Origin of the sequence: Corallococcus sp. CA041A (genome assembly GCF_003612075.1) — a bacterium.
GTDB lineage: Bacteria > Myxococcota > Myxococcia > Myxococcales > Myxococcaceae > Corallococcus > Corallococcus exiguus.
Window position 1 is genome coordinate 1 of record NZ_RAWF01000001.1, and the last position, 18,897, is coordinate 18,897.

The following is an 18,897-nucleotide window of genomic DNA, read 5'->3' on the forward strand; positions in this document are numbered from 1 at the left end:
CCCGCCCCCGGTCGAAAACCCGAGCCGCTCCGCCCGGTTGCCTGGGTGGTTTTCTTGCCTACACGCGCCAGCGGAGGGAGCCTCTGTCCCAGGACGCTACAGGACGAGGTGGCCATGAAGCTGGGCGCATGGATGGCGATGCTGGCGATGACGACGGGCTGTGCGACGGGCTCCCCCACGGGGGCCTGGGTGGCGTCGGATGCCGTGCGCTACCGCTCCGCTTCCCCGCCGGCCTTCCCGCGCGCCGCGCTGTCCGAGGAGGTGGCGGTCCGTGACAGCGCCCCCGCGAAGACCTCCGCTCCGAGCAAGGCCCCGGCGGTGGCGAAGGCCCCGGCCAAGAAGGCCCCGGCGAAGGCGCGCGTCACGCCCGCGAAGCAGACGGCCAGCCCTGCCCCCACGGCCAATCCCCGCGAGCGCGTGCTGGCCACGGCGCGTGCACTGGTGGGCCAGTCGTCGGTGCAGGTGAACGGCAAGCGCTACCCGGCGGACTGCACGGCGCTCATCGACGCCACCTACTCCCAGGCGGGCGTGAAGTTCCGGGGCACCCTCAAGCCCGGGGACAACGGCGTCACCGCGATGTACCGCTACGCCCAGGCGAACGGCCGCGTGTACACGAGCGGGCGCCCCGTGCCGGGTGACCTGGTGTTCTTCCGCGAGACGTACGATCAGAACCGCGACGGCCGGCGCAACGACGGCCTCACCCACGTGGGCCTGGTGGACGGCGTGGACGCGGACGGCACGGTCACCGTCATCCACCGGGTGAAGCGCGGCGTGGTCCGCTACCAGATGAACCTGGCGCGCCCCCACATGGCCCGCGATCCGAAGACGGGCGAGGTGCTCAACGACATGCTGCGAAGCCCCGGCCCCGGTCAGCCGCACGTGCTCACCGGTCAGCTCTTCGCCGCGTTCGGCAGCGTGCTGCCCTCCGGCCCGGCAAAGCCCATGGCCGTGGCGGCGCGCTGAAAAAGGAAGGCCCGCCGATTCCATCCGTGCGCTTCCGGAACCAGCCGGAGCGCCGCGGGGAACCAGCGGGCCTGGACTGCCAAAACGGTTGAAGGTCAGGTCGACGTGGAAGTCGGCACGCGAGCCGTGCGGTCCCACGCGGCGCGCTGCGAGTTGCGCAGGAAGCGCCAGAAGCCCACGGCGATGGCCGCGTTCATGGTCACGAAGTAGTACGCGATGGACGTGGCCTTCTTCGCGGCGCCGCTCTTGAAGACGCCGGAGCGGCCCAGGTACGCCAGGGCGTAGAAGCCCAGCTGCGCGCCCAGCGTGACGCGGTAGAACACGCTGTCGAGCAGGAACAGGTTGGCGACGAGCGCCAGCGCCATCAGCGCCGGAGCGCACCAGCGCAGGAGCTTGTGCGACCAGAAGGCGAACGCGGCGAAGCCCGCCGTGGGCAGCAGCAGCCCGGGCACGAGGCCCAGGCTCTGGAAGTTGCCCGCCGCGATGCGCGCGCGCCGGCCGAACTCCTTGCCGTAATCCTCCGTCGTCTCCTCGTGAGCGACGGCGCCCTCCTCGTAGACGACCTTGAAGCCGCTCTCCAGGATGCGCAGCGGGATCACGAAGTCATCCACGATGGTGGACGGCGGCAGCTGGGTGAAGAGCGAGCGCCGGATGGCGTAGAGGCCGCCGTTGGCCCCCACCACCGCGCCGCGCCGGCCCTCGTACATCTTGATGAGGGACTCGTAGCTCCAGTACGCGCTCTCCTCGTAGTCCTGCTTCGTGGGGTTGTAGAGGCGCAGCTTGCCGCAGACGGCGCCGACCTCCGGGTCCTCGAAGTGGCGGACGATCTTCCGCACCGCGTCCGCGTCGATCATCGTGTTCGCATCCGACAGCAGCACGATGTCGCCGTGCGCGGACGGGATGCAGCGATTGAGCACCGTCGTCTTGCCTGCGCGAGCCGCGGGCGACAGGCGCACGCGCGGATCCGCGCACTTCTGCACGAGGCCGTCCGTGCCATCCGTGGAGCCGTCCGAACCGATGACGACCTCGAAGCGGTCCGCCGGGTAGTCCAGCGCCAGGCTGTTCCGCAGCTTCGACTCGATGCAGTCCGCCTCGTTGTAGGCGGCCACCACCAGACTCACCGAGGGCAACGGCCCGGCCTTGACGCCCACGCTGGCCGCCTCACCCGAGCGCATCTTGCGCAGGTTCTGGAAGACCTGGGCCGCGCCCTCCAGGGCGAACAGGCTCAAGGGATAGAGAAAATAAGTGTGCACGAGCGCAAGCGCCGCGCACCAGAAGAAGACCTCCGCCATCGACCCACCCTCCGAACCCCGAGTCCTCGACACCCAGGGACGAAGCAAGGTGCATGCCTGGGCGTCCAGAGGGACTTCAGGGCGAGGGAGCCACCGAGCCCCCGGGAAGGACTGGAGTTTCTCCAGGGTGAGGCGGAGGTGATCCGGTCAACGTTTCAGGGCGAGGGCTCGGAGGCCGCGGTTTGAGCGAGCATGCGCCTGGCCAGGTCGTGCTTGGGGTTGAGCGCCACCACTTCGTCCAGCAGGTTCCGGGCCGTGTCCGGGTCGCCCTGACGGATGGCCAGCCGGGCGCCCAGGACGAAGGCTCGGAAGAGGTACCGGTCCTGCGCGCGCAGGGCTTCCAGCTCCCCGGACACGGCCTCGATGGTGGCGGGTGTGCCGGAGCTGAGGGCGTATTCGGCGCGGGCGAGGATGCTCCAGGACGGCGGGAGCTCCACCTGACGCAGGCGTTCCGCGAGGCCCAGGGCGTTGGGGGCACCGGTCACCGCGGCGTAGAGGGCCTGGGCCTTGAGGCGCGCGGCGACGGTGGCGGCGGGCTCCACGTCCGGAGCGGCCCGGAGGGTCTCCATCAGCGCGTCGAGCGCCTTGCGCCGCTCGGCGATGTCGGTGCGCAGCGGCTGCATGTCGCGCTCGGTCGCGCGCAGGTCGTCATGGAGCGCGTTGGACTGGCCCATCCAGTTCGGCGACGACTTCGCGGTGGTGACCGCATCGATCTCCCGCTTGATCGCGGCCGCCTGGAGGTTCAGCCGGTCGAACTCTGCGTGCAGGTCGCCCAGTTGGAGGGTGTAGGCCACGGCCAGCTCGGCCTGGACCTCGGCGTATTTCGGGTGGGCGGTGGCCAGGACCTTGAGGTTCTGGATGGCCTGTTCGCGCGCGGGAGCGTCATCGAGGCGCAGGGCCCGCACGGCCTCTTCCTTCTTCGTCACGGCCTCCACGGGCATGGCCGAGTTGCGGTCGCGGAAGACGGGATACGCCAGGTACCCGGCCAGGGCGATGCCCGCGAGCACCGTGAGCCCCAGGAGCACCCGGCTCATCCCGGAGGAACGCCGGCTTCCGTCCTCGATGACGATGGCGTCGGCGCGGGAAGACGCGCCGAGCAGCTCCGGGGGCAGATCGCCGGAGGGCTTCCGGGAAGGAAGGGGCCGGTCCAGCCCGCCCCCGAGCACCGACGCACCGGAAGGCGAAACCGCGGGCTTCGAGGGCTCGGTGCGAGCGAAGGGCGCGTCGTCGTCGGGCAGGGAGACGGTCGCGGTCGGCGAAGAGGTCGCCCAGGGCGCGTCACCGTGGCCATCCGGAACGAGCTTGGAGCGTGAGCCTCCAGCCGCCGACCACGGTGGATCCGCGGGGTCGCCCGAAGGCGAGATGCTCTCGAAGGAACGGGGAGCGGTGGACACCGGAGAGGCCGACACCAAAACGGAATCCGAAGGGCCCGACACCGCGCCAAACGCACGGGTCGCCCCAATGCTCGCATCGGCGGCACCCGGAGCCTCGGGACCCGACACCGCGCCAAACGCACGGGTCGCTCCAATGCTCGCATCGGCGGCACCCGAAGGCGCGGGACCCGACACCGCGCCGAACGCACGCGTTGCTCCAATGGCCGCGTCGGCGGCACCCGAAGGCGCGGGACCCGGCACCGCGCCGAACGCACGCGTCGCTCCCCCACCCTCCGGCCCACGCGATGAAGAGCCGGGCTCCGCGAGGCGGAACGAACCCGAGGACGACGCGGAGACAGCGCCGAACGCGCGCGTCGTCGACCCAGGAGCCGCACCCTGCTCCGGCGGCGCCGCGGGAGGAGGAGTTCCCACACCGGGCCCCACTGCCCCGAAGGCCCGCGTCGTACCCATCACCGCCGCAGCCTGTGCGCCGGACGCCACGGGAGCCTGCGCCGCGACCGGAGCGATGGACGGAGGCGGAGGAATCACGCCGGACGAAGTCAGCGCACCCGAAGCCGGAGTCGGCTGCGGAACGAACGAGCCGGAGGCCGTGGTCGAACCCGCGAACAGGTTCGTGGACTTCAGGTTGGAAGCGCTCTCACCGCCGAAGATCTGCGTGGACGACTGCGCGCCCGTCCGGTCTCCCCCACCCGCCGGAGGAATCTTCGGCGTGGGAGCCATGACGCCGGTGGGCGAAGCCATGAACACGTGGCCACACCGCGTGCACTGCACCGACGCGCCACTTGGCGGCAGGAGTCGGGCATCCAGCACGTACTGCATCGAGCATTGCGGGCAGGCGATCTGCACCGGCCGTGCTTACCACACGCCCCCATCGGCCGCCGCCGAGTCCAGCACGGTGGCTGCCCGGAGGGTCTCCAACTTGGCAGCGCCCACACCGGCCACCGCGTCCACGTCCTCCCAGCTCGAGAACCGGCCCTGCTCCTCGCGGGCGGACACCAGCCGTTTGGCCAGGTCGCGGCCCACACCGGGCAACAGGGCCAGCTCGGACTCGGAGGCGGCGTTGAGGTCCAGCTTGAGCCCCAGCGCGAGCGCCTGCGCCCCCTTGGGCACCGCCCCCGGACCACACGTGGCCAGCCCCGCCGGATCCAGCCGCACGGCCTCCGGCGGGCAGTCGAGCGAGGGCCGAGAATCCGGCCACCGCGCCCGGGCGGTGAAGCCCAGGGCGAGCAGCCCCAGGGACAGCGCCGCGAGCGCGGACGTGCGCCCGAACCGCTTCAGGCCTTCTGCCCCTTCAGCGCATCCACTTCCGACACGGTGGGCGTGGCCGTCACGGGGGGCGGCGCGTCCAGCCCGAAGGCCGTGTGCAGCGCGCGCACCGCCAGCTCCGTGTACTTCGTGTGGATCACGCAGGAGGTCTTGATCTCCGACGTGGAGATGAGCTGGATGTTGATGCCCTCCTGGGAGAGCGTCTGGAACATCCGCGCCGCCACGCCCGAGTGGTTGCGCATGCCCACGCCGACGATGGACACCTTGGCGATGGTGTCATCCACCTCGACGCCGGTGGCGCCCACGTCCTGCGCGGCCTGCTTCACGACCTCGTGGGCCTTGGCGAAGTCCGACTTGGCGACGGTGAAGGTGACGTCGGTGCGCCCCTCGCGGGACAGGTTCTGCACGATGAGATCCACCACGATGTGCTTCGCGTCGAGCGCCCCGAAGAGCTTCGCCGCGGCGCCCGGCTGATCCGGCACGCCCACCACGGTGATCTTCGCCTCGTTCCGGTCGTAGGCGACCCCTCGAACCAGCACGTCCTCCATGGATGCGTCCTCCTCGCAGACGAGCGTGCCCGGATCCTCGGTGAAGGAAGACTTCACCCACAGGGGCACCTTGTACTTCATGGCGAATTCGACCGAGCGGATCTGCAACACCTTGGCGCCCAGGCTGGCCAGCTCCAGCATCTCCTCGTAGGTGATGCGGTCCAGCTTCTTCGCGGCCGGGCACACGTTGGGGTCGGTGGTGTAGACGCCGTCGACGTCCGTATAGATTTCACACGCGTCGGCCTTGAGCGCGGCGGCCAGTGCGACGCCCGTCGTGTCGGAACCCCCGCGGCCGAGCGTGGTGACGCTGCCCGTCTCGTCCACGCCCTGGAAGCCGGCGACGACGACGATCTTCCCCTGCTTCAGCGCGGCGCGGATGGGCTCCGCGTCGATGCTCTTGATGCGCGCCTTGGAGAAGGTGCTGTCGGTGACGATGCGCACCTGGTGGCCGAGGAAGCTCACGGCCTTCCCGCCCTGCGCATGAATGGCCATGGCGACGAGCCCGATGGACACCTGTTCGCCGGTGGCGACGACGACGTCCTGTTCGCGCTCGTCGGGCCGGTCGGTGATCTGCGCCACCAGTTTGAGCAGGCGGTTGGTCTCACCGGACATGGCGGAGACGACCACCACGACGTCATGGCCCGCTTTCTGGGCGGCGATGCAGCGGCGCGCGACGTTCTTCATGCGCTCGGTGTCACCCACCGAGGTACCGCCATACTTCTGGACGATGAGGGCCACGGGGCTCACGACCTCCCTGCACGGACGGGCGCAGGCTATATGGGCGCCAGGGCCTGGGTGTAAAGGGCCCTCAACCTGCCTGCCGCGAATCCGCTAGCGTTCGTGGCCCAACGACTTTCAAGCCGCATACCCGGAGTATCCCGAACATGTCCCGCCCCCGCCTCCTCATCGATGGTGACACCCTGAAGCTGGAGGAGATCCTCCAGGTCTCCCGCCACGAAGTCACGGTGGAGCTCGCCCCCGAAGCCGCGAAGCGGGTGCAGGCCTCCCGAGCGTTGGTGGACCGGGTGGCGGCCGGAGACACGCCGTCCTACGGAATCAACACGGGCTTCGGCACGCTGGCGGAGGTGCGAATCGACCGGAAGGACCTGCGAGACCTACAGCGAAACCTCATCCTGTCGCACGCCTGTGGCGTGGGGAATCCGCTGCCCCTGCCGGAGGCCCGGGTGCTCCTGCTGCTGAGGGCCAACGTGTTGGCGAAGGGCTTCAGCGGCATCCGGATGGAGACGCTGGGGCTGGCCATCGACATGTTGAACAAGGACGTGGTGCCGGTGGTCCCCGAGCGGGGAAGCGTGGGCGCGTCCGGAGACCTGGCCCCGCTGGCGCACCTGGCGCTGGTGCTGATTGGCGAGGGCGAGGCGTTCTTCGAGGGCGTGAGGATGCCGTCGAAGCAGGCGCTGGAGAAGGCGGGCCTGAAGCCGGTGGTGCTGGAGGCGAAGGAAGGCCTGACGCTGATCAACGGCACGCAGGCGATGTGCGCGGTGGGGACGCTGACGCAGCTGCGGGCGGAGCTGCTGGCGGACGTGGCGGACATCGCGGGAGCGATGACGGTGGAGGGCCTGCTGGGCAGCCACAAGCCGTTCCTGCCGGAGATCCACGCGGTGCGTCCGCACGCGGGTCAGAAGGCGGTGGCGGACCACCTGCGCCGGATTCTGAAGGGCAGCGAGCTGGTGGAGACGCACGTCAACTGCAGCAAGGTTCAGGACCCGTACAGCCTGCGATGCATTCCGCAGGTGCACGGTTCGGCGCGAGAGGGATTGGCGTTCGCGCGTCGCATCCTGGAGGTGGAGGTGAACAGCGGGACGGACAACCCGCTGGTGTTCGCGGACACGGAGAGCATCATCTCCGGAGGCAACTTCCACGGTCAGCCCATCTCGCTGGCGATGGACGTAGTGGCGATGGCGTTGACGCAGCTGTCGTCGATTAGCGAGCGGCGAGTGGAGCAGATGGTGAACCCGAGCCTGTCGGGCCTGCCAGCGTTCCTGGCGAAGAACAGCGGGTTGAACTCCGGGTTCATGATTGCGCAGGTGACCGCAGCGGCCCTGGTGGCCGAGTCGCGCATCCTGAGCCACCCGGCGTCCGTGGATTCGATTCCGTCCAGCGCGGGCCGTGAGGACCATGTGTCCATGGGCATGACGGCGGCGCTGAAGGGCCGGCAGGTGTCGGAGTTCACGCGTTCGTGCCTGGCGATCGAGTTGCTGGTCGCGGCGCAGGCGCTGGACTTCCGTCAGCCGGTGAAGCCCGGCAAGGGCGTGCTGGCGGCGTACGAGCTGATCCGCGGGAAGGTTCCGCACATGGAGCGGGATCGCGAGCTGCATCACGACATCACGGCGGTCACGGCGCTCGTGGAGTCCGGGGCGATTCGTGAGGCGGTGCGGGCCGCCACGGCCTAAGAGCTTATTTCGATAGGGAAGAAGGTCGGCCTCCTGCCGGGTTGAAGAGGCAGGAGGCTGCGGCCATGGGGTAGTGAAGAAGAACGACGGCTGGCGGGTGCCCGACGAGCTGTGGCGACGTATCGAACCGCTGTTGCCGGCCCGGCCGGAGCAACCGCTCGGCTACCACAATCCACTAGTGCCTGACCGACAGCCCCTCGATGGGATTCACCTGGTGTTGCTATGGGATGCAGTGGGGCGCGTTGGCGCTAACACGAATGACCTCAAGCTGGCACGCTCCACGCTTGAATCGACTCCTGTCCGACGTCCTCTGTCGACCCGGTGCCGTCGTCAGACGCTGTGCGCCAACCTGGGGTATGCCTTCAGACCCGTCCACGATCTGGCCCAGGAGTATCGCTTCACGCTCCGGACGCCGAGACGGCGCTCCCAGTTGAGTCCCAAGCGCTCACGGTGTTGACGCCCTTCGCCACGATGGATGATCAAGCGAACTGACTCCTGGCTCAACCGCTCCCGACGGCTGCCGGTGAACTGGGTGAAGCGAGAGGACACCTACGTGATGCTGCACTTCGCACTGGGCATCATCATCTGGCTCCACGCGCTCCTACCGAAATAGGCTTTAATGACCGGCCCTAACTTTTCAGCCATGCACGACAAGGAGCCAACAATCCTATGCCATCAACAATAGACTTAGACTTCGAGAACTCAGCCAAAGAAGTGTTCGAGCAGTTTCTACTGCTTCAGCCACAACTTCCTGTTGAAGGCCTGTTTGAAGCCCAGGGCTTCTATTACATTTCAGTCCCAAACAGCCACGAAATAGTCGTCAACGGAAAGAAATTACCAGACTGGTTCTCAAACGAATTAAAGCCAGTTGCATTTCCAATCAAAATCATCGCCCGTCGCCCCGACGACTCCCGGGAGCTATCTGTTCGCTCCATACGAGACATTGCACAGGGAAAGGGCATTGTTCGCTCGTGGGATGCGCTCAGTCGCGACCTTGCAGCAATGATTCCAAGCACCATACCATTCCTTGGAGTCAAAGACGACTCACAAGTCGCAGTCATTCTGGTCGAGCGAAATCTGAGCGACAACGAGTCAAAGACTGTGTCATCCGCATTTGCCAAGCTCGGCACTCCACTGCCAATGCGCATTGAGACTCAGCCTGCTCAGAGCGTGACTCCTTCGAACGCCCCCACTTGGCTTAAGAATTTCGGCAGTTTCCTGACACTTGCCCCCGGACACAACCTCAGCAAGAACACCCCAACTGCAATCCGCGCAAGAGTCTTCAGAGACGACGAGTACTGGCAAGAGTCAATAAGCAAAAACCACTACCTGCAAGAAGGAGCCCCCTCCGCCCTTCCGGACAACTGGCTCAAAACCAAACCCAGCTGCCTCATCCCAACTACATTTCCGCCCGCCAACCTCCGAACTTATCTTTCACTTTACTCAACAACCCACATTGTCGCACCGATCAAGGAAAATCTCGACTCAACCATATCATCCTTTGGCGTCACCAAACGCCAGCTTGTCGAACTATCGCGAAGAGGGATTATTCGATGGCTAATTCCACAATCCATCGAGAGATATGACACAAGCTGGCTCGGGGAACTATTAGAAGAAGCTCCTCACAGTGCGATACTTTCTCGACAATTAGCCATCCTTACCGCACAAGATCAACACCGTCGAAATCCGCTATACCTTTTTCAGGGAACAGCTTACGACCGGCGCTCAATCCTAAGAGCCCTGTCAAGACTGCAAGATAAAACGAAAGACCACAACCCAATTATACTCACCGCGCTTGCTCGGGCACTTTCCGAGCACTGGACCACGGCAGAATATTCACTAGCCACTCGCGGCGCCATGACGTCCTTGACTGGCGGACTGGCACGCTTTGCCAATGAGATAAGCAAGACCGCTTTTAAGCGGGACCTACTAGTGGAATTGGGGACAGCAGCATGCAACGTCGAGTGGGCCGGCGCACTCAATGCCCATTTGACTCCAGAACAATCGGACTCCTATTCAACTGAAGGCGCCAATGGCCTCTTGGTCGCACTCAGCTCTGGAACAACCACCGACATCCAACTAACAAGAGCGCGCGAGCTAGAACTCACCGGAGAAATACTCGCATTCGACAATGACACAAATGTTGTCGAGTTCGCGACACAGCTTGGGGATGGCGATCTCACGCGATTCCGCGACATGCTTTTGAATTTGGGCTCGAGCACTGCAGATGTTGAGGGCCAGAAGGAAATCATTAGACTCTGGAATGAACAGGTTCGCCACTATGAACGTCGCCCAGATCGCCTCAAGAGCTTCAACATCGCTGGCATCGCACTAGCCGGTGCCTCAGCACTAAGTCCTAACGAAACCATAAGCAAAATCGTCCCCATCGTCTCTCTTTTTGTCCCCATGATGATGACGCTGCTCCTCGAAGACAAGGTGCGAGAAAATCCACACATCGGAGAGTTGCTTGACTGGGCAAACGCGACATTAGCTGGGACTCATCCCAATGCGGTACTGCTTTCCCGCATGCGAAAACGCATCTCTGGAATGTCTGAAAATTAGCACAAATTGGACAAGGCAGCCCCTGTTAATGGGGCATGACGCCCGCCCTACTGCACAAGCTCGACCGGGAATGCTCCGAATACCTGCACTCGATGACCATAGGGTTGGGCGCGCGAAGCAACAGCGCGCATTGAGCCGCTACGCCACAGGCCGCCCTCTGCACAGAGGGCGCAAGTACATCGAACTCATGGCGGCACGACCGGCCCAACTGCCCATGCAGACAGAAGCCCTTCGCCAATGACTTCAGCAGTGCGTGGCCGTATCCGTCCAACCAAGACGTCCCGTCTAGATTGAAGACAGACGGCCTCGAGAAGCACTCGCCCCGATCTAGAAAGCTCTTCGTCACTATGCAACGGGCCAATTTGCAACGCGAGGCCAAGCTCACCAAAGGGTGCGGATACGACATCGTCATTAGAGCACGCAGCGAAGCCCATCGGACGGCGTTGAAGGTCGCGGACCCGACCCTCGACGTTGTCATCACAGCTTGAGGCTAAATGCCCTCCAACCCTATCGAGTTTGCTGTGATCGTCTACGCACCTGCGTCCCGGGACAACGACGGTCGCGCACTCGCCATCATCCACGGACTGGAGCGAGCACTTCTCCGCCCCAAAACACACCGACCACTATTCAGAACATTCCACAAGCAAACCCCATGAACAAACTCTCCTACCCTCGCGATCACCTACAGGAAGCACTCAGGCTTCGTGCCCCAGCTTGGCTCAAACACTCGGAATCAGTTCAGGCACTCGGAGAACTTCTCGATCTTCTATTCTTTGCAAGCCTCTCAACAGAAGAAGGAGATGCTATTCGCATTCAAGCGGTTATTCCGATCGGGAAAGAGCTAGATGACGTTCTAGACAGCTACGAGTATCAAGATCAGAACGAACCGCCCCAGAAAGCGTGGTTCACGATTCCACTCACCCCGCAGCCACTAAACATCGACTCACTAACAAAGCTGTCAGTGGCCACCGAATTCGGTCGCACGGCGCTCATTCTCTCCGTCACCAAAGATTCCACCTTAGACATAACCGGAATTGCCCGGCGCAACCCCGCGACAAACGGCGGCGACGTTTTATTTCTTTCTGCTTCAGCACCAGGAGCACTCTCGCTTCTTTTCGCCGACAAGGAAATAATGCGATACGAGCGAGGACAACTCGCCAACCCCGCCCCTGATCTCTTTTATTCAGAAGGTCCCGTCCGTGCGGCAATCCGAAAATCACTGGAGGGCCTACTTGCCGACGTCAAAAACAAGCTTCTCATGCCTGGGGATATTGGCGATCGGGTATTTGAGCGCTTGGTCCGAGGCATGAGCGCAACAGGTCGGGGCGGGCTTATTTTGGTACACCCCAAAGACTCGCTTGATCCCAAAACAGAGCCACCAAAGCACCAAACAGCCAAGCCGAGCATTCTCGCCTCTGAAGTTCATCAATTTTTCGAGGCTAGCAAAACATGGATAAACACCGTCTTTCGCGACGAAGACGAGGATTTCAGCTATGAAATGTCTCAAGCCATCAACAATCGCAACTTCACTCGGTCCGCAGTAGATGCCGCCACTGACGACATCGCCAGATTAACCGCAATGGATGGCGCCCTCCTCCTTGGCCCCAATCTGCACATATTCGGCGCCGGGTACAAAGAAGCAACGTCTGCCACGCTTCCTCTTTATGAGGCCTTCGATGCGACTGGTGCGATGATTGCCCCAAATGAGTATTCCCTTGGATTGCACGGAACACGCCACCGAGCTGCGGCTTCTTTTGTTGCATCGACGGGAGGCTTCGCATTCATTGCATCAGAAGACGGGCCTCTCAAATGCCTTATCCATGATGGAAGTCGGATTCTCTTCTGGAGAATTCGCTTTCCTGAACTATAGCCGGCTCAATAATTTCAATTGACAGCCTCATCCCAAGCGCAAGGAAGACAGTCAACGGGACCTGAACTCCATGGGCAGTTCTGTTGTAGCGGATTGGGATAGGCCTCATGCGGGACCAGTCCCGTGCCCGTCAATCTTGAGTTCTGCACCCCGTCCGGTGCATTCAGCGTGAGCCTCCCTCGTACCATAGCCTTCTCCCTCACAGGGCTCGGCGCCCTCGCATGAAGGAGCCTCATGTCTGTGAGACAGATGAAAGCGGTCTTCGTCACGCTGCTACTCAGCCTCTTTGCCGAGCTGCCCGCTTATGCGGAAGACAGGGTCCAGGAACAAGTCCGGCAGTTCGTCGCGGACACGCATTTCAACGGCGTCGTCCTCGTAGGCAAGGGGGCGCGGGTGGACTCCGTCGAAGCGTTTGGCCTCGCGGATGCCGAAACCCTACGCCCCATCAAGCGGAACAGCCGCTTCTTCACGGGCTCCGTGGGCAAGTGGCTCGCGTCCATCATGGTCCTGCGCCTAGTGGATGACGGGAAACTGAAGCTCGACGAGCCCATCCTCACCTACCTCCCGGAGTACCGAGCGGACACCGGGAAACAGCTCACGCTTCGCCACCTGCTCAGCAATGGCAGCGGCCTGCCCGACAGCCTCATGGATGCATACGTGAAGGACCCCAGCATCCGGAGCGATCGGTCGCCCGTGCCCGACGCCGTCACGCGGTTCGCGAGCGGGGACCTCGCGTTCGTGCCAGGCACACGGTTCGACTACAACCTCACGAACTGGCTCCTCGTGCAGGCCATTCTCGAGCGGGTCTCCAAGGAGTCCTTCGAGCAGTTCGCGAAGCGGCTCGTCTTCAAGCCGCTGCGCATGGCGGACAGCGGCATCTCGGCGGGTGAAACCCAGGACATCCGGGAGCTCGCCCTGGGCTACAGCGCACTGAAGCCGAAGGAGGAACGCAACGCCTTCATGATTCCTGCCTACATCGTTGCTGCGGGCGGATTCTACAGCACCGCCGACGACATGCTGCGCCTCACCCACGGAGTCCTCTCCGGAAAGCTCCTGTCCACCGAGTCACGCAAGGCGCTCCTGTCCATCGAACATCCCGAGCCCGCGTATGCCCTGGGTGGCCGGGTGCGGACCTTCGCCGCGAAGAGGCGGCCCGCCCCCTACACCGTCGCGACCAACGATGGGACGGGCGGCGCGTACCGCACCGTCGCCTGGCGCGTCCTGGAGGACGGCCGCACCGTCATCCTCATGAGCAACCTGCGCCCGGATGACGCGAAGCTCTTCGACCTCACGGAGTCGCTCCTGGAGCTCAAGCAGGCCCCGGCGGAGACTGCCCCGTGAACTTCCGACGCTGCGGTCTGCTGCTACTCCTGGGTTGGGCCCAGGTCGCCTGGAGCGCGCCGGACAAGGTAGACACCTTCCTACGCGCGGAGATGGCTCGCAACCACATCCCTGGCGCCGCGGTCGCGGTCGTCCGTGACGGCAAGGTCATCAAGCTCGCGGCCTACGGCACAGCGAACCTGGAATGGAAGGCCCCCGCGAGCACGCGCACGGCGTTCCAGATTGCCTCTGGGACCAAGATGTTCACGGCCGTGTTGCTGATGGACTTCGTGGGCCAGGGCAAGCTCAAGCTCGATGCCCGCGTCTGTCAATACATCCCCGACTGTCCTCCCGCCTGGAAGGACATCACCCTGCTACACCTCGCCAGTCACACATCTGGCCTTCAGCCTGGCCCCGTAGACGCGGACAACGCCAGCGTCACGGCCGCGATCGATGCGGCGAAGCGCGCCCCACTTGCTTCAGCCCCGGGTGAGAAGAACGCCTACGGTTCGGACGACTTCGTCCTCCTCACCCATGTCCTGGAGAAGGTCGGCGGCGCCCCCTACGAGCAGCTCCTGCGCGACCGCATCTTCACGCCCCTGGGCATGACGAACAGCGGCTTCGACCATGCCTCACTCACCGAGGCGCATGTCGTCCTGACCAGCGATGTCGTCGCGGAACGCTCGGCGACGTATCAATGGCGCACCGACCATCAGCAGCAGTACTGGTTCATGTATCCGCGCTACACGCTGTCAGCCGGCGGCCTGTTCTCCTCCGTGACGGACATGTCCCGGTTCGCGGCCGCGCTCATGGGCGACAAGCTCCTGAACGCGGACCTTCGCTCCGCCATGTGGACGCCGCCCACGCTCAATGACGGCAAGCCCAGCAGCTTCGCGGTGGGATGGACCGTGGGCCAGTACCGGGGACGCCACGAGGTCGCTCACAGCGGCGGGCCCGCGCTCTCCGACACCGTCTTCTACCCAGCCGACAAACTGGCCGTGGTGGTGCTCACCAACCAGCGGCGTCTGAGCCCTTCGCTCGCGCACGGCGTGGCCAAGCTCTTCCTGTCCCCTCCTCCCTTCCTGAACGAGCCCGGCATCACCGACGCCGCTCCCGAACGGACGGTGGCCTTGAAGGCCCTGCTGCCCGCACTGCTCGCGGGGAACGCGGACGCCCGCCACTTCACCGGTCCCGCGAAGGACTCGCTCGCGGATCTGAATGAGTGGCTGCCTATCGCGCTCGGCGGACTGCCTCCGCTGAGCCGCCTGATCCTCCTGGAGGACTCCGCGGATCATCTGTCGCGGACCTACCGCTCCATCCACGGGAAGGACCAGACGCTCCGCTGGATCGTCCGCTTCGATGAAGCCGGGCGGATCTCAGAGTTGGAGCCTCGGGACGAGTGACGTCCTCGTCAGCTCCAGCTCGGCCCTGTGACATGAAATGCTACTCTGTCACGGATTCCCAACGATTGTTGACTTCCAACTATTGAGGGACTATCGCTAGCACTCACCGTGCTACACACCCCCCTTATCGAACGAATTGCGGCCCTGCAGCTCGTCCTGAAGGAAACACCCACTGTGCGGCTGTCGTGGGAGGGACTGGATCTCCACGCAAAGCTGGAAGGCCAGAATCCCGTGGGCAGCCTCAAGGATCGGCCGGCGCTGTGGGTCCTCAAGCGCGCCGCCGAACGAGGGGAGCTGCACGAGGGCTCCACCATCGTGGAGTCGTCCTCCGGCAACTTCGCGTCGGCCCTGGCCACGTACGCGAAGCTGCTGGGGCTGAAGTTCATCCCGGTCATCGATCCGAACATCACGCCCGGTTACGAGTCCTTCCTGGAGCGCACGTGCGAGCAGGTGGTGAAGGTCACCGAGCGCGACGACATGGGCGGCTACCTGAAGACCCGCCTGAACAAGGTGCGGGAGCTCTGCGGCACCATCCAGGGCGCCTTCTGGCCCAACCAGTACGGCAACCCTGACGTCGTCGAGGCGCACTACTGGCTCACCGGCGAGGAGATCCGCCGGACGTTCCAGCGGCTCGACTACGTCTTCGTCGGGGTGAGCACGGGAGGCACCATCGCGGGCGTGTCCCGCCGGCTCAAGGAGGTGTTCCCCTCCATCCGCGTGGTCGCCGTGGACGCGCAGGGCTCCGTCATCTTTGGCGGCGCGGCCGGCAAGCGCTTCATCCCCGGCATCGGCGCCAGCGTGCGGCCTGAGCTGGTCAACCACGCGCTCATCGATGACGTGGTGTTGGTGCCGGAATACGAAACGGTGCAGTGCTGCCGGGAGCTGCTCCTGCAACACAACCTGCTGGTGGGCGGGTCCTCGGGCTCGTGCTTCGCGGCCGTCAAACGCTACCTGCCCCGCTTCCGCGAGCTGCCTGCGCCTCCCACCGTCCTCTTCATGTGCGCCGACCGCGGGACGGCCTACCTGGACACCATCTTCTCCCCCTCCTGGACCGCGCGCTTCTCCTGAGCCGCCGCGCTCCTGCGCGAGTCCACGAGCCTCGAACACCCCATGACCTTCCCCTTCAACGTCATCACCGGAAAGACGATCCACTCCATCATCCAGGGCGCGACCCAGGAGTGCGTGGACCGCGTGCGGGACGCCTACCTCGCCCACGAGGAGAAGCAGAGCGTCAACCCGGACAGCTACTTCCTGCGCTTCCCGGAGAGGCCTCGCGACCGGATCATCGCGCTGCCGGCCTACCTGGGCGGCACCACCAACGTGTCCGGCATCAAGTGGATCGCCAGCTACCCGGACAACGTCGCGAAGGGCTTCCCTCGCGCCTCCGCGGTGCTGCTGCTCAATGACTACGAGACGGGCTACCCCTTCGCGTGCCTGGAGAGCTCCATCATCTCCGCGGCGCGGACCGCGGGCTCCGCGGTGCTGGCGGCGGAGTGGCTCAACGGCCGGAAGCGCCAGGTGCGCAGGCTGGGCATCGTGGGCAATGGCCTCATCGCCCGCTACATCTACACGTTCCTCATGGAGCTGGGCTGGGAGGTGGATGAAGTCCTCCTGCACGACCTGGTCCCCGCGGAGGCCGAGCGCTTCGCCCGGGAGTCGTGCCGGCCGGCGCGCCATGGCGTCATCCGCTGCGAGAAGGAGCTGGAGACCGTGGTGCGCTCCAGCGACCTGCTCGTCCTCGCGACGGTCGCCGGGGCGCCCTACATCCGCGACCCGGCCCTGCTGGCGCACAACCCCATCGTCCTCAACATCTCCCTGCGGGACCTGGCTCCCGAGCTGCTCCTGGCCTCGCACAACATCGTCGACGACGTCGAACACGTCATGAAGGCCAACACGTCGCCCCACCTCGCGGAGCAGCTGAGCGGCGGACGGGGGTTCGTGACGGGCACGCTCGCGCAGCTCATCCTGGGCCGCTGCCAGGTGGACCGCACCCAGCCCATCATCTTCTCGCCCTTCGGACTCGGCGTGCTGGACCTGGCGGTCGGCAAGTGGGTCTACGACGTCGCCGTCGCGCGTGACGAACACGTCGCCGTGAACGACTTCTTCTGGGAGCTCACCCGCTGACGTCCCATCGCGTGCGGAGGGGAAGGCTCCTTCCGCCGCATCTGGGGCAGTGACTCTCCGCAGAGGCCCTCCATGTTCTCACTGCTGTCGCTCCTGCTGCGTCGCTCCCGGACCTCGATGATCGTCATCGCGGTCACGGGCATCTTCTCCGGCCTTTGCAACAGCGCCCTGCTCGCGCTGATCAGCCATGCGCTGGGCACGGACCAGTCCACCCTGAAGACCCTGCTCGTGGGCTTCATCGCCCTGAGCGTGGGCGTGCTGGTGGGCAACACCGTGCCGGAGCTGCTGCTGGCGAAGGTGTCGCGCTCCATCACCGCGGAGCTGCGCCTCAAGCTGGGCCGCAGCATCCTCGTCGCGCCCTACCGGCGCCTGGAGCTCATTGGCAAGGGGCCCGTGCTCGCGGCGCTCTCCCAGGATGTGCAGGCCATCGTCAACATCGCCTCGAAGATCCCCGGGCTCATCGTCTGCACCACCATCGTGCTCGGCTGCCTGGGGTACATGGCGTGGTTGTCGCCCCGCGGGATGATGCTGGTCCTGCCCGCCATGACGCTGCTGGTGGTCTTCTATTACTTCGCGACCCGCAAGATGGTCCCCCTGTGGCGCGAGGAGCGCGACACCCAGGACGACCTGTTCCGCGAGCAGCAGCAGGTGCTGGACGGCATCAAGGAGCTCAAGCTCCACGAGCCGCGCCGGCGGGCGTTCATGGAGGAGGACTACGCACCCGCCGTGGAGCGCACCCGGCTCAAGGGCATGCACGCGGCCATCAGCGTCGCGCTGATGGGCAGCTTCGTGCACTTCTTCACCTGGCTGGTGCTGGGCGTGATGCTCTTCGGCGTCTTCGCCCTCAGCGCGCACGACACCGACGCCACGCGCGGCTACGTGCTGTCGCTGATGTACATGTGGGGGCCGTTCCGAGGGCTGCTGGAGGACGTGGGCCGCTGGCCCCAGGTGAGCATCGCGCTTGACAAGCTCCAGCAGCTGGAGCTTTCGCTCACCGAGTCGCTCACCGAGGAGCCCTCCGCCCCTGCCGCGCTGGCCCTGCCCGCCGACGGGCGGCAGGAGGTGGTCGTCGAGTCGGCGACGTACGCGTTCAGCGACGCGGGCGAGGAGGCCGCCTTCCGCGTGGGCCCCATCGACCTGGCGCTGCGCTCCGGGGAGCTGGTGTTCGTGGTGGGTGGCAACGGCAGCGGCAAGACGACGATGGCCAGGCTGCTCACCGGGCTCTACACGCCCAGGTCCGGGCAGCTGCTCTGGAACGGGGTCCCGGTGACGGACCAGAACCGGGACGCGTACCGCAACACGTTCTCCGCCATCTTCACCGACTTCCACCTCTTCGAGAACCTGCGCGGCGTGGACCTCGCCCCGCTCCAGGGACGCGTGCAGGAGTACCTGCGGCTGTTCGAGCTGGACACGAAGCTCCAGGTCGTCAACGGGCGGTTCTCCACGACGAGCCTGTCCACCGGCCAGCGCAAGCGCCTGGCGATGGTCGTCGCGCTCCTGGAGGACAAGCCGTTCTACCTGTTCGATGAATGGGCGGCGGACCAGGACCCCGAGTTCCGCGAGGTCTTCTACCGCCGGCTGCTTCCGGAGCTGGCCGCGCGGGGCAAGGGCGTGCTCGTCATCACGCACGACGACCGCTACTTCCACCTCGCGCACCGGGTCATCAAGCTGGAGCTGGGCAAGACCGTCGCGGCGGCGCCCGCTTCGGCGGCGTGAGCCCTTCGCATGCGCCCCACCCTCCTCC

The 18,897-nt window shown here is 65.2% G+C and carries 15 protein-coding genes and 1 pseudogene; 11 read left to right on the plus strand and 5 right to left on the minus strand.

The genetic code is table 11. The features are described from left to right. The first annotated feature begins 114 nt into the window (after window positions 1–114). Window positions 115–963: a CHAP domain-containing protein gene (locus D7V77_RS00005; protein ID WP_120574195.1), complete on the plus strand. Its 849-nt coding sequence runs from the start codon at window positions 115–117 to the stop codon at window positions 961–963. 95 nt (window positions 964–1,058) lie between these two features. On the opposite strand, the gene D7V77_RS00010 is transcribed toward D7V77_RS00005, so the two are convergent. The 5 genes and pseudogenes from D7V77_RS00010 to D7V77_RS00025 all read right to left on the minus strand — a co-directional run bounded on the left by D7V77_RS00010 (window position 1,059) and on the right by D7V77_RS00025 (window position 6,201). Then, the gene (locus D7V77_RS00010) at window positions 1,059–2,255 is read right to left on the minus strand and encodes a glycosyltransferase family 2 protein (protein ID WP_120574196.1); all 1,197 of its coding nucleotides are present in this window, start codon (window positions 2,253–2,255) and stop codon (window positions 1,059–1,061) included. 155 nt (window positions 2,256–2,410) lie between these two features. Beyond that, window positions 2,411–4,390 (minus strand): tetratricopeptide repeat protein, encoded by a 1,980-nt coding sequence (locus D7V77_RS00015; protein WP_233596522.1) that lies wholly within the window; start codon window positions 4,388–4,390, stop codon window positions 2,411–2,413. 6 nt (window positions 4,391–4,396) lie between these two features. After that, window positions 4,397–4,495: pseudogene (locus D7V77_RS45885) on the minus strand (zinc-ribbon domain-containing protein); the annotation flags it as partial. Between the two features lie 9 nt (window positions 4,496–4,504). Then, entirely contained in the window at window positions 4,505–4,804 is a 300-nt protein-coding gene (locus tag D7V77_RS00020; RefSeq protein ID WP_233596523.1) for a helix-hairpin-helix domain-containing protein, read from the minus strand. Between the two features lie 119 nt (window positions 4,805–4,923). Further along, window positions 4,924–6,201 carry an aspartate kinase gene (locus D7V77_RS00025; RefSeq protein WP_120574199.1) on the minus strand — a complete coding sequence of 426 codons (1,278 nt, stop codon included), beginning with the start codon at window positions 6,199–6,201 and terminating at the stop codon, window positions 4,924–4,926. 146 nt (window positions 6,202–6,347) lie between these two features. On the opposite strand from D7V77_RS00025, the gene hutH reads away from it, so the two are divergent. From hutH to D7V77_RS00060, 10 genes are all read left to right on the plus strand, one after another. Further along, entirely contained in the window at window positions 6,348–7,874 is a 1,527-nt protein-coding gene (gene hutH / locus D7V77_RS00030) for a histidine ammonia-lyase (protein WP_120574200.1), read from the plus strand. A 475-nt stretch (window positions 7,875–8,349) separates the two neighbouring features. Further along, the gene (locus tag D7V77_RS43530) at window positions 8,350–8,487 is read left to right on the plus strand and encodes a hypothetical protein (protein WP_158624228.1); all 138 of its coding nucleotides are present in this window, start codon (window positions 8,350–8,352) and stop codon (window positions 8,485–8,487) included. 56 nt (window positions 8,488–8,543) lie between these two features. Further along, a complete protein-coding gene (locus tag D7V77_RS43105; RefSeq protein WP_147451933.1) occupies window positions 8,544–10,436 on the plus strand; it encodes a hypothetical protein in 1,893 nt (630 codons plus the stop codon). A gap of 290 nt (window positions 10,437–10,726) precedes the next feature. Further along, window positions 10,727–10,924: a DUF6310 domain-containing protein gene (locus tag D7V77_RS45890; protein ID WP_368666163.1), complete on the plus strand. Its 198-nt coding sequence runs from the start codon at window positions 10,727–10,729 to the stop codon at window positions 10,922–10,924. Between the two features lie 164 nt (window positions 10,925–11,088). Next, complete coding sequence (locus tag D7V77_RS43110; protein WP_147451934.1) at window positions 11,089–12,306, plus strand: putative sensor domain DACNV-containing protein; 1,218 nt, start codon at window positions 11,089–11,091, stop codon at window positions 12,304–12,306. 249 nt (window positions 12,307–12,555) lie between these two features. Continuing rightward, a complete protein-coding gene (locus tag D7V77_RS00040; protein WP_233596541.1) occupies window positions 12,556–13,647 on the plus strand; it encodes a serine hydrolase in 1,092 nt (363 codons plus the stop codon). Further along, window positions 13,644–15,029 (plus strand): serine hydrolase, encoded by a 1,386-nt coding sequence (locus tag D7V77_RS00045; RefSeq protein ID WP_120574203.1) that lies wholly within the window; start codon window positions 13,644–13,646, stop codon window positions 15,027–15,029. The genes D7V77_RS00040 and D7V77_RS00045 overlap by 4 nt, the downstream gene beginning before the upstream one ends. Before the next feature lie 108 nt (window positions 15,030–15,137). Next, window positions 15,138–16,097: a 2,3-diaminopropionate biosynthesis protein SbnA gene (gene sbnA / locus D7V77_RS00050; RefSeq protein ID WP_199733710.1), complete on the plus strand. Its 960-nt coding sequence runs from the start codon at window positions 15,138–15,140 to the stop codon at window positions 16,095–16,097. 42 nt (window positions 16,098–16,139) lie between these two features. Beyond that, entirely contained in the window at window positions 16,140–17,153 is a 1,014-nt protein-coding gene (sbnB, locus tag D7V77_RS00055) for a 2,3-diaminopropionate biosynthesis protein SbnB (protein WP_120574205.1), read from the plus strand. 72 nt (window positions 17,154–17,225) lie between these two features. Beyond that, the gene (locus D7V77_RS00060) at window positions 17,226–18,869 is read left to right on the plus strand and encodes a cyclic peptide export ABC transporter (protein ID WP_120574206.1); all 1,644 of its coding nucleotides are present in this window, start codon (window positions 17,226–17,228) and stop codon (window positions 18,867–18,869) included. Window positions 18,870–18,897 lie beyond the last annotated feature (28 nt).

Coding starts and splice junctions, on each gene's coding strand:
- D7V77_RS00005 (WP_120574195.1), top strand. CDS start 115: ATGAAGCTGGGCGCATGGATGGCGATGCTGGCGATGACGACGGGCTGT.
- D7V77_RS00010 (WP_120574196.1), bottom strand. CDS start 2,255: ATGGCGGAGGTCTTCTTCTGGTGCGCGGCGCTTGCGCTCGTGCACACT.
- D7V77_RS00015 (WP_233596522.1), bottom strand. CDS start 4,390: ATGGCTTCGCCCACCGGCGTCATGGCTCCCACGCCGAAGATTCCTCCG.
- hutH (WP_120574200.1), top strand. CDS start 6,348: ATGTCCCGCCCCCGCCTCCTCATCGATGGTGACACCCTGAAGCTGGAG.
- D7V77_RS43530 (WP_158624228.1), top strand. CDS start 8,350: ATGATCAAGCGAACTGACTCCTGGCTCAACCGCTCCCGACGGCTGCCG.
- D7V77_RS43105 (WP_147451933.1), top strand. CDS start 8,544: ATGCCATCAACAATAGACTTAGACTTCGAGAACTCAGCCAAAGAAGTG.
- D7V77_RS43110 (WP_147451934.1), top strand. CDS start 11,089: ATGAACAAACTCTCCTACCCTCGCGATCACCTACAGGAAGCACTCAGG.
- D7V77_RS00040 (WP_233596541.1), top strand. CDS start 12,556: ATGAAAGCGGTCTTCGTCACGCTGCTACTCAGCCTCTTTGCCGAGCTG.
- sbnB (WP_120574205.1), top strand. CDS start 16,140: ATGACCTTCCCCTTCAACGTCATCACCGGAAAGACGATCCACTCCATC.
- D7V77_RS00060 (WP_120574206.1), top strand. CDS start 17,226: ATGTTCTCACTGCTGTCGCTCCTGCTGCGTCGCTCCCGGACCTCGATG.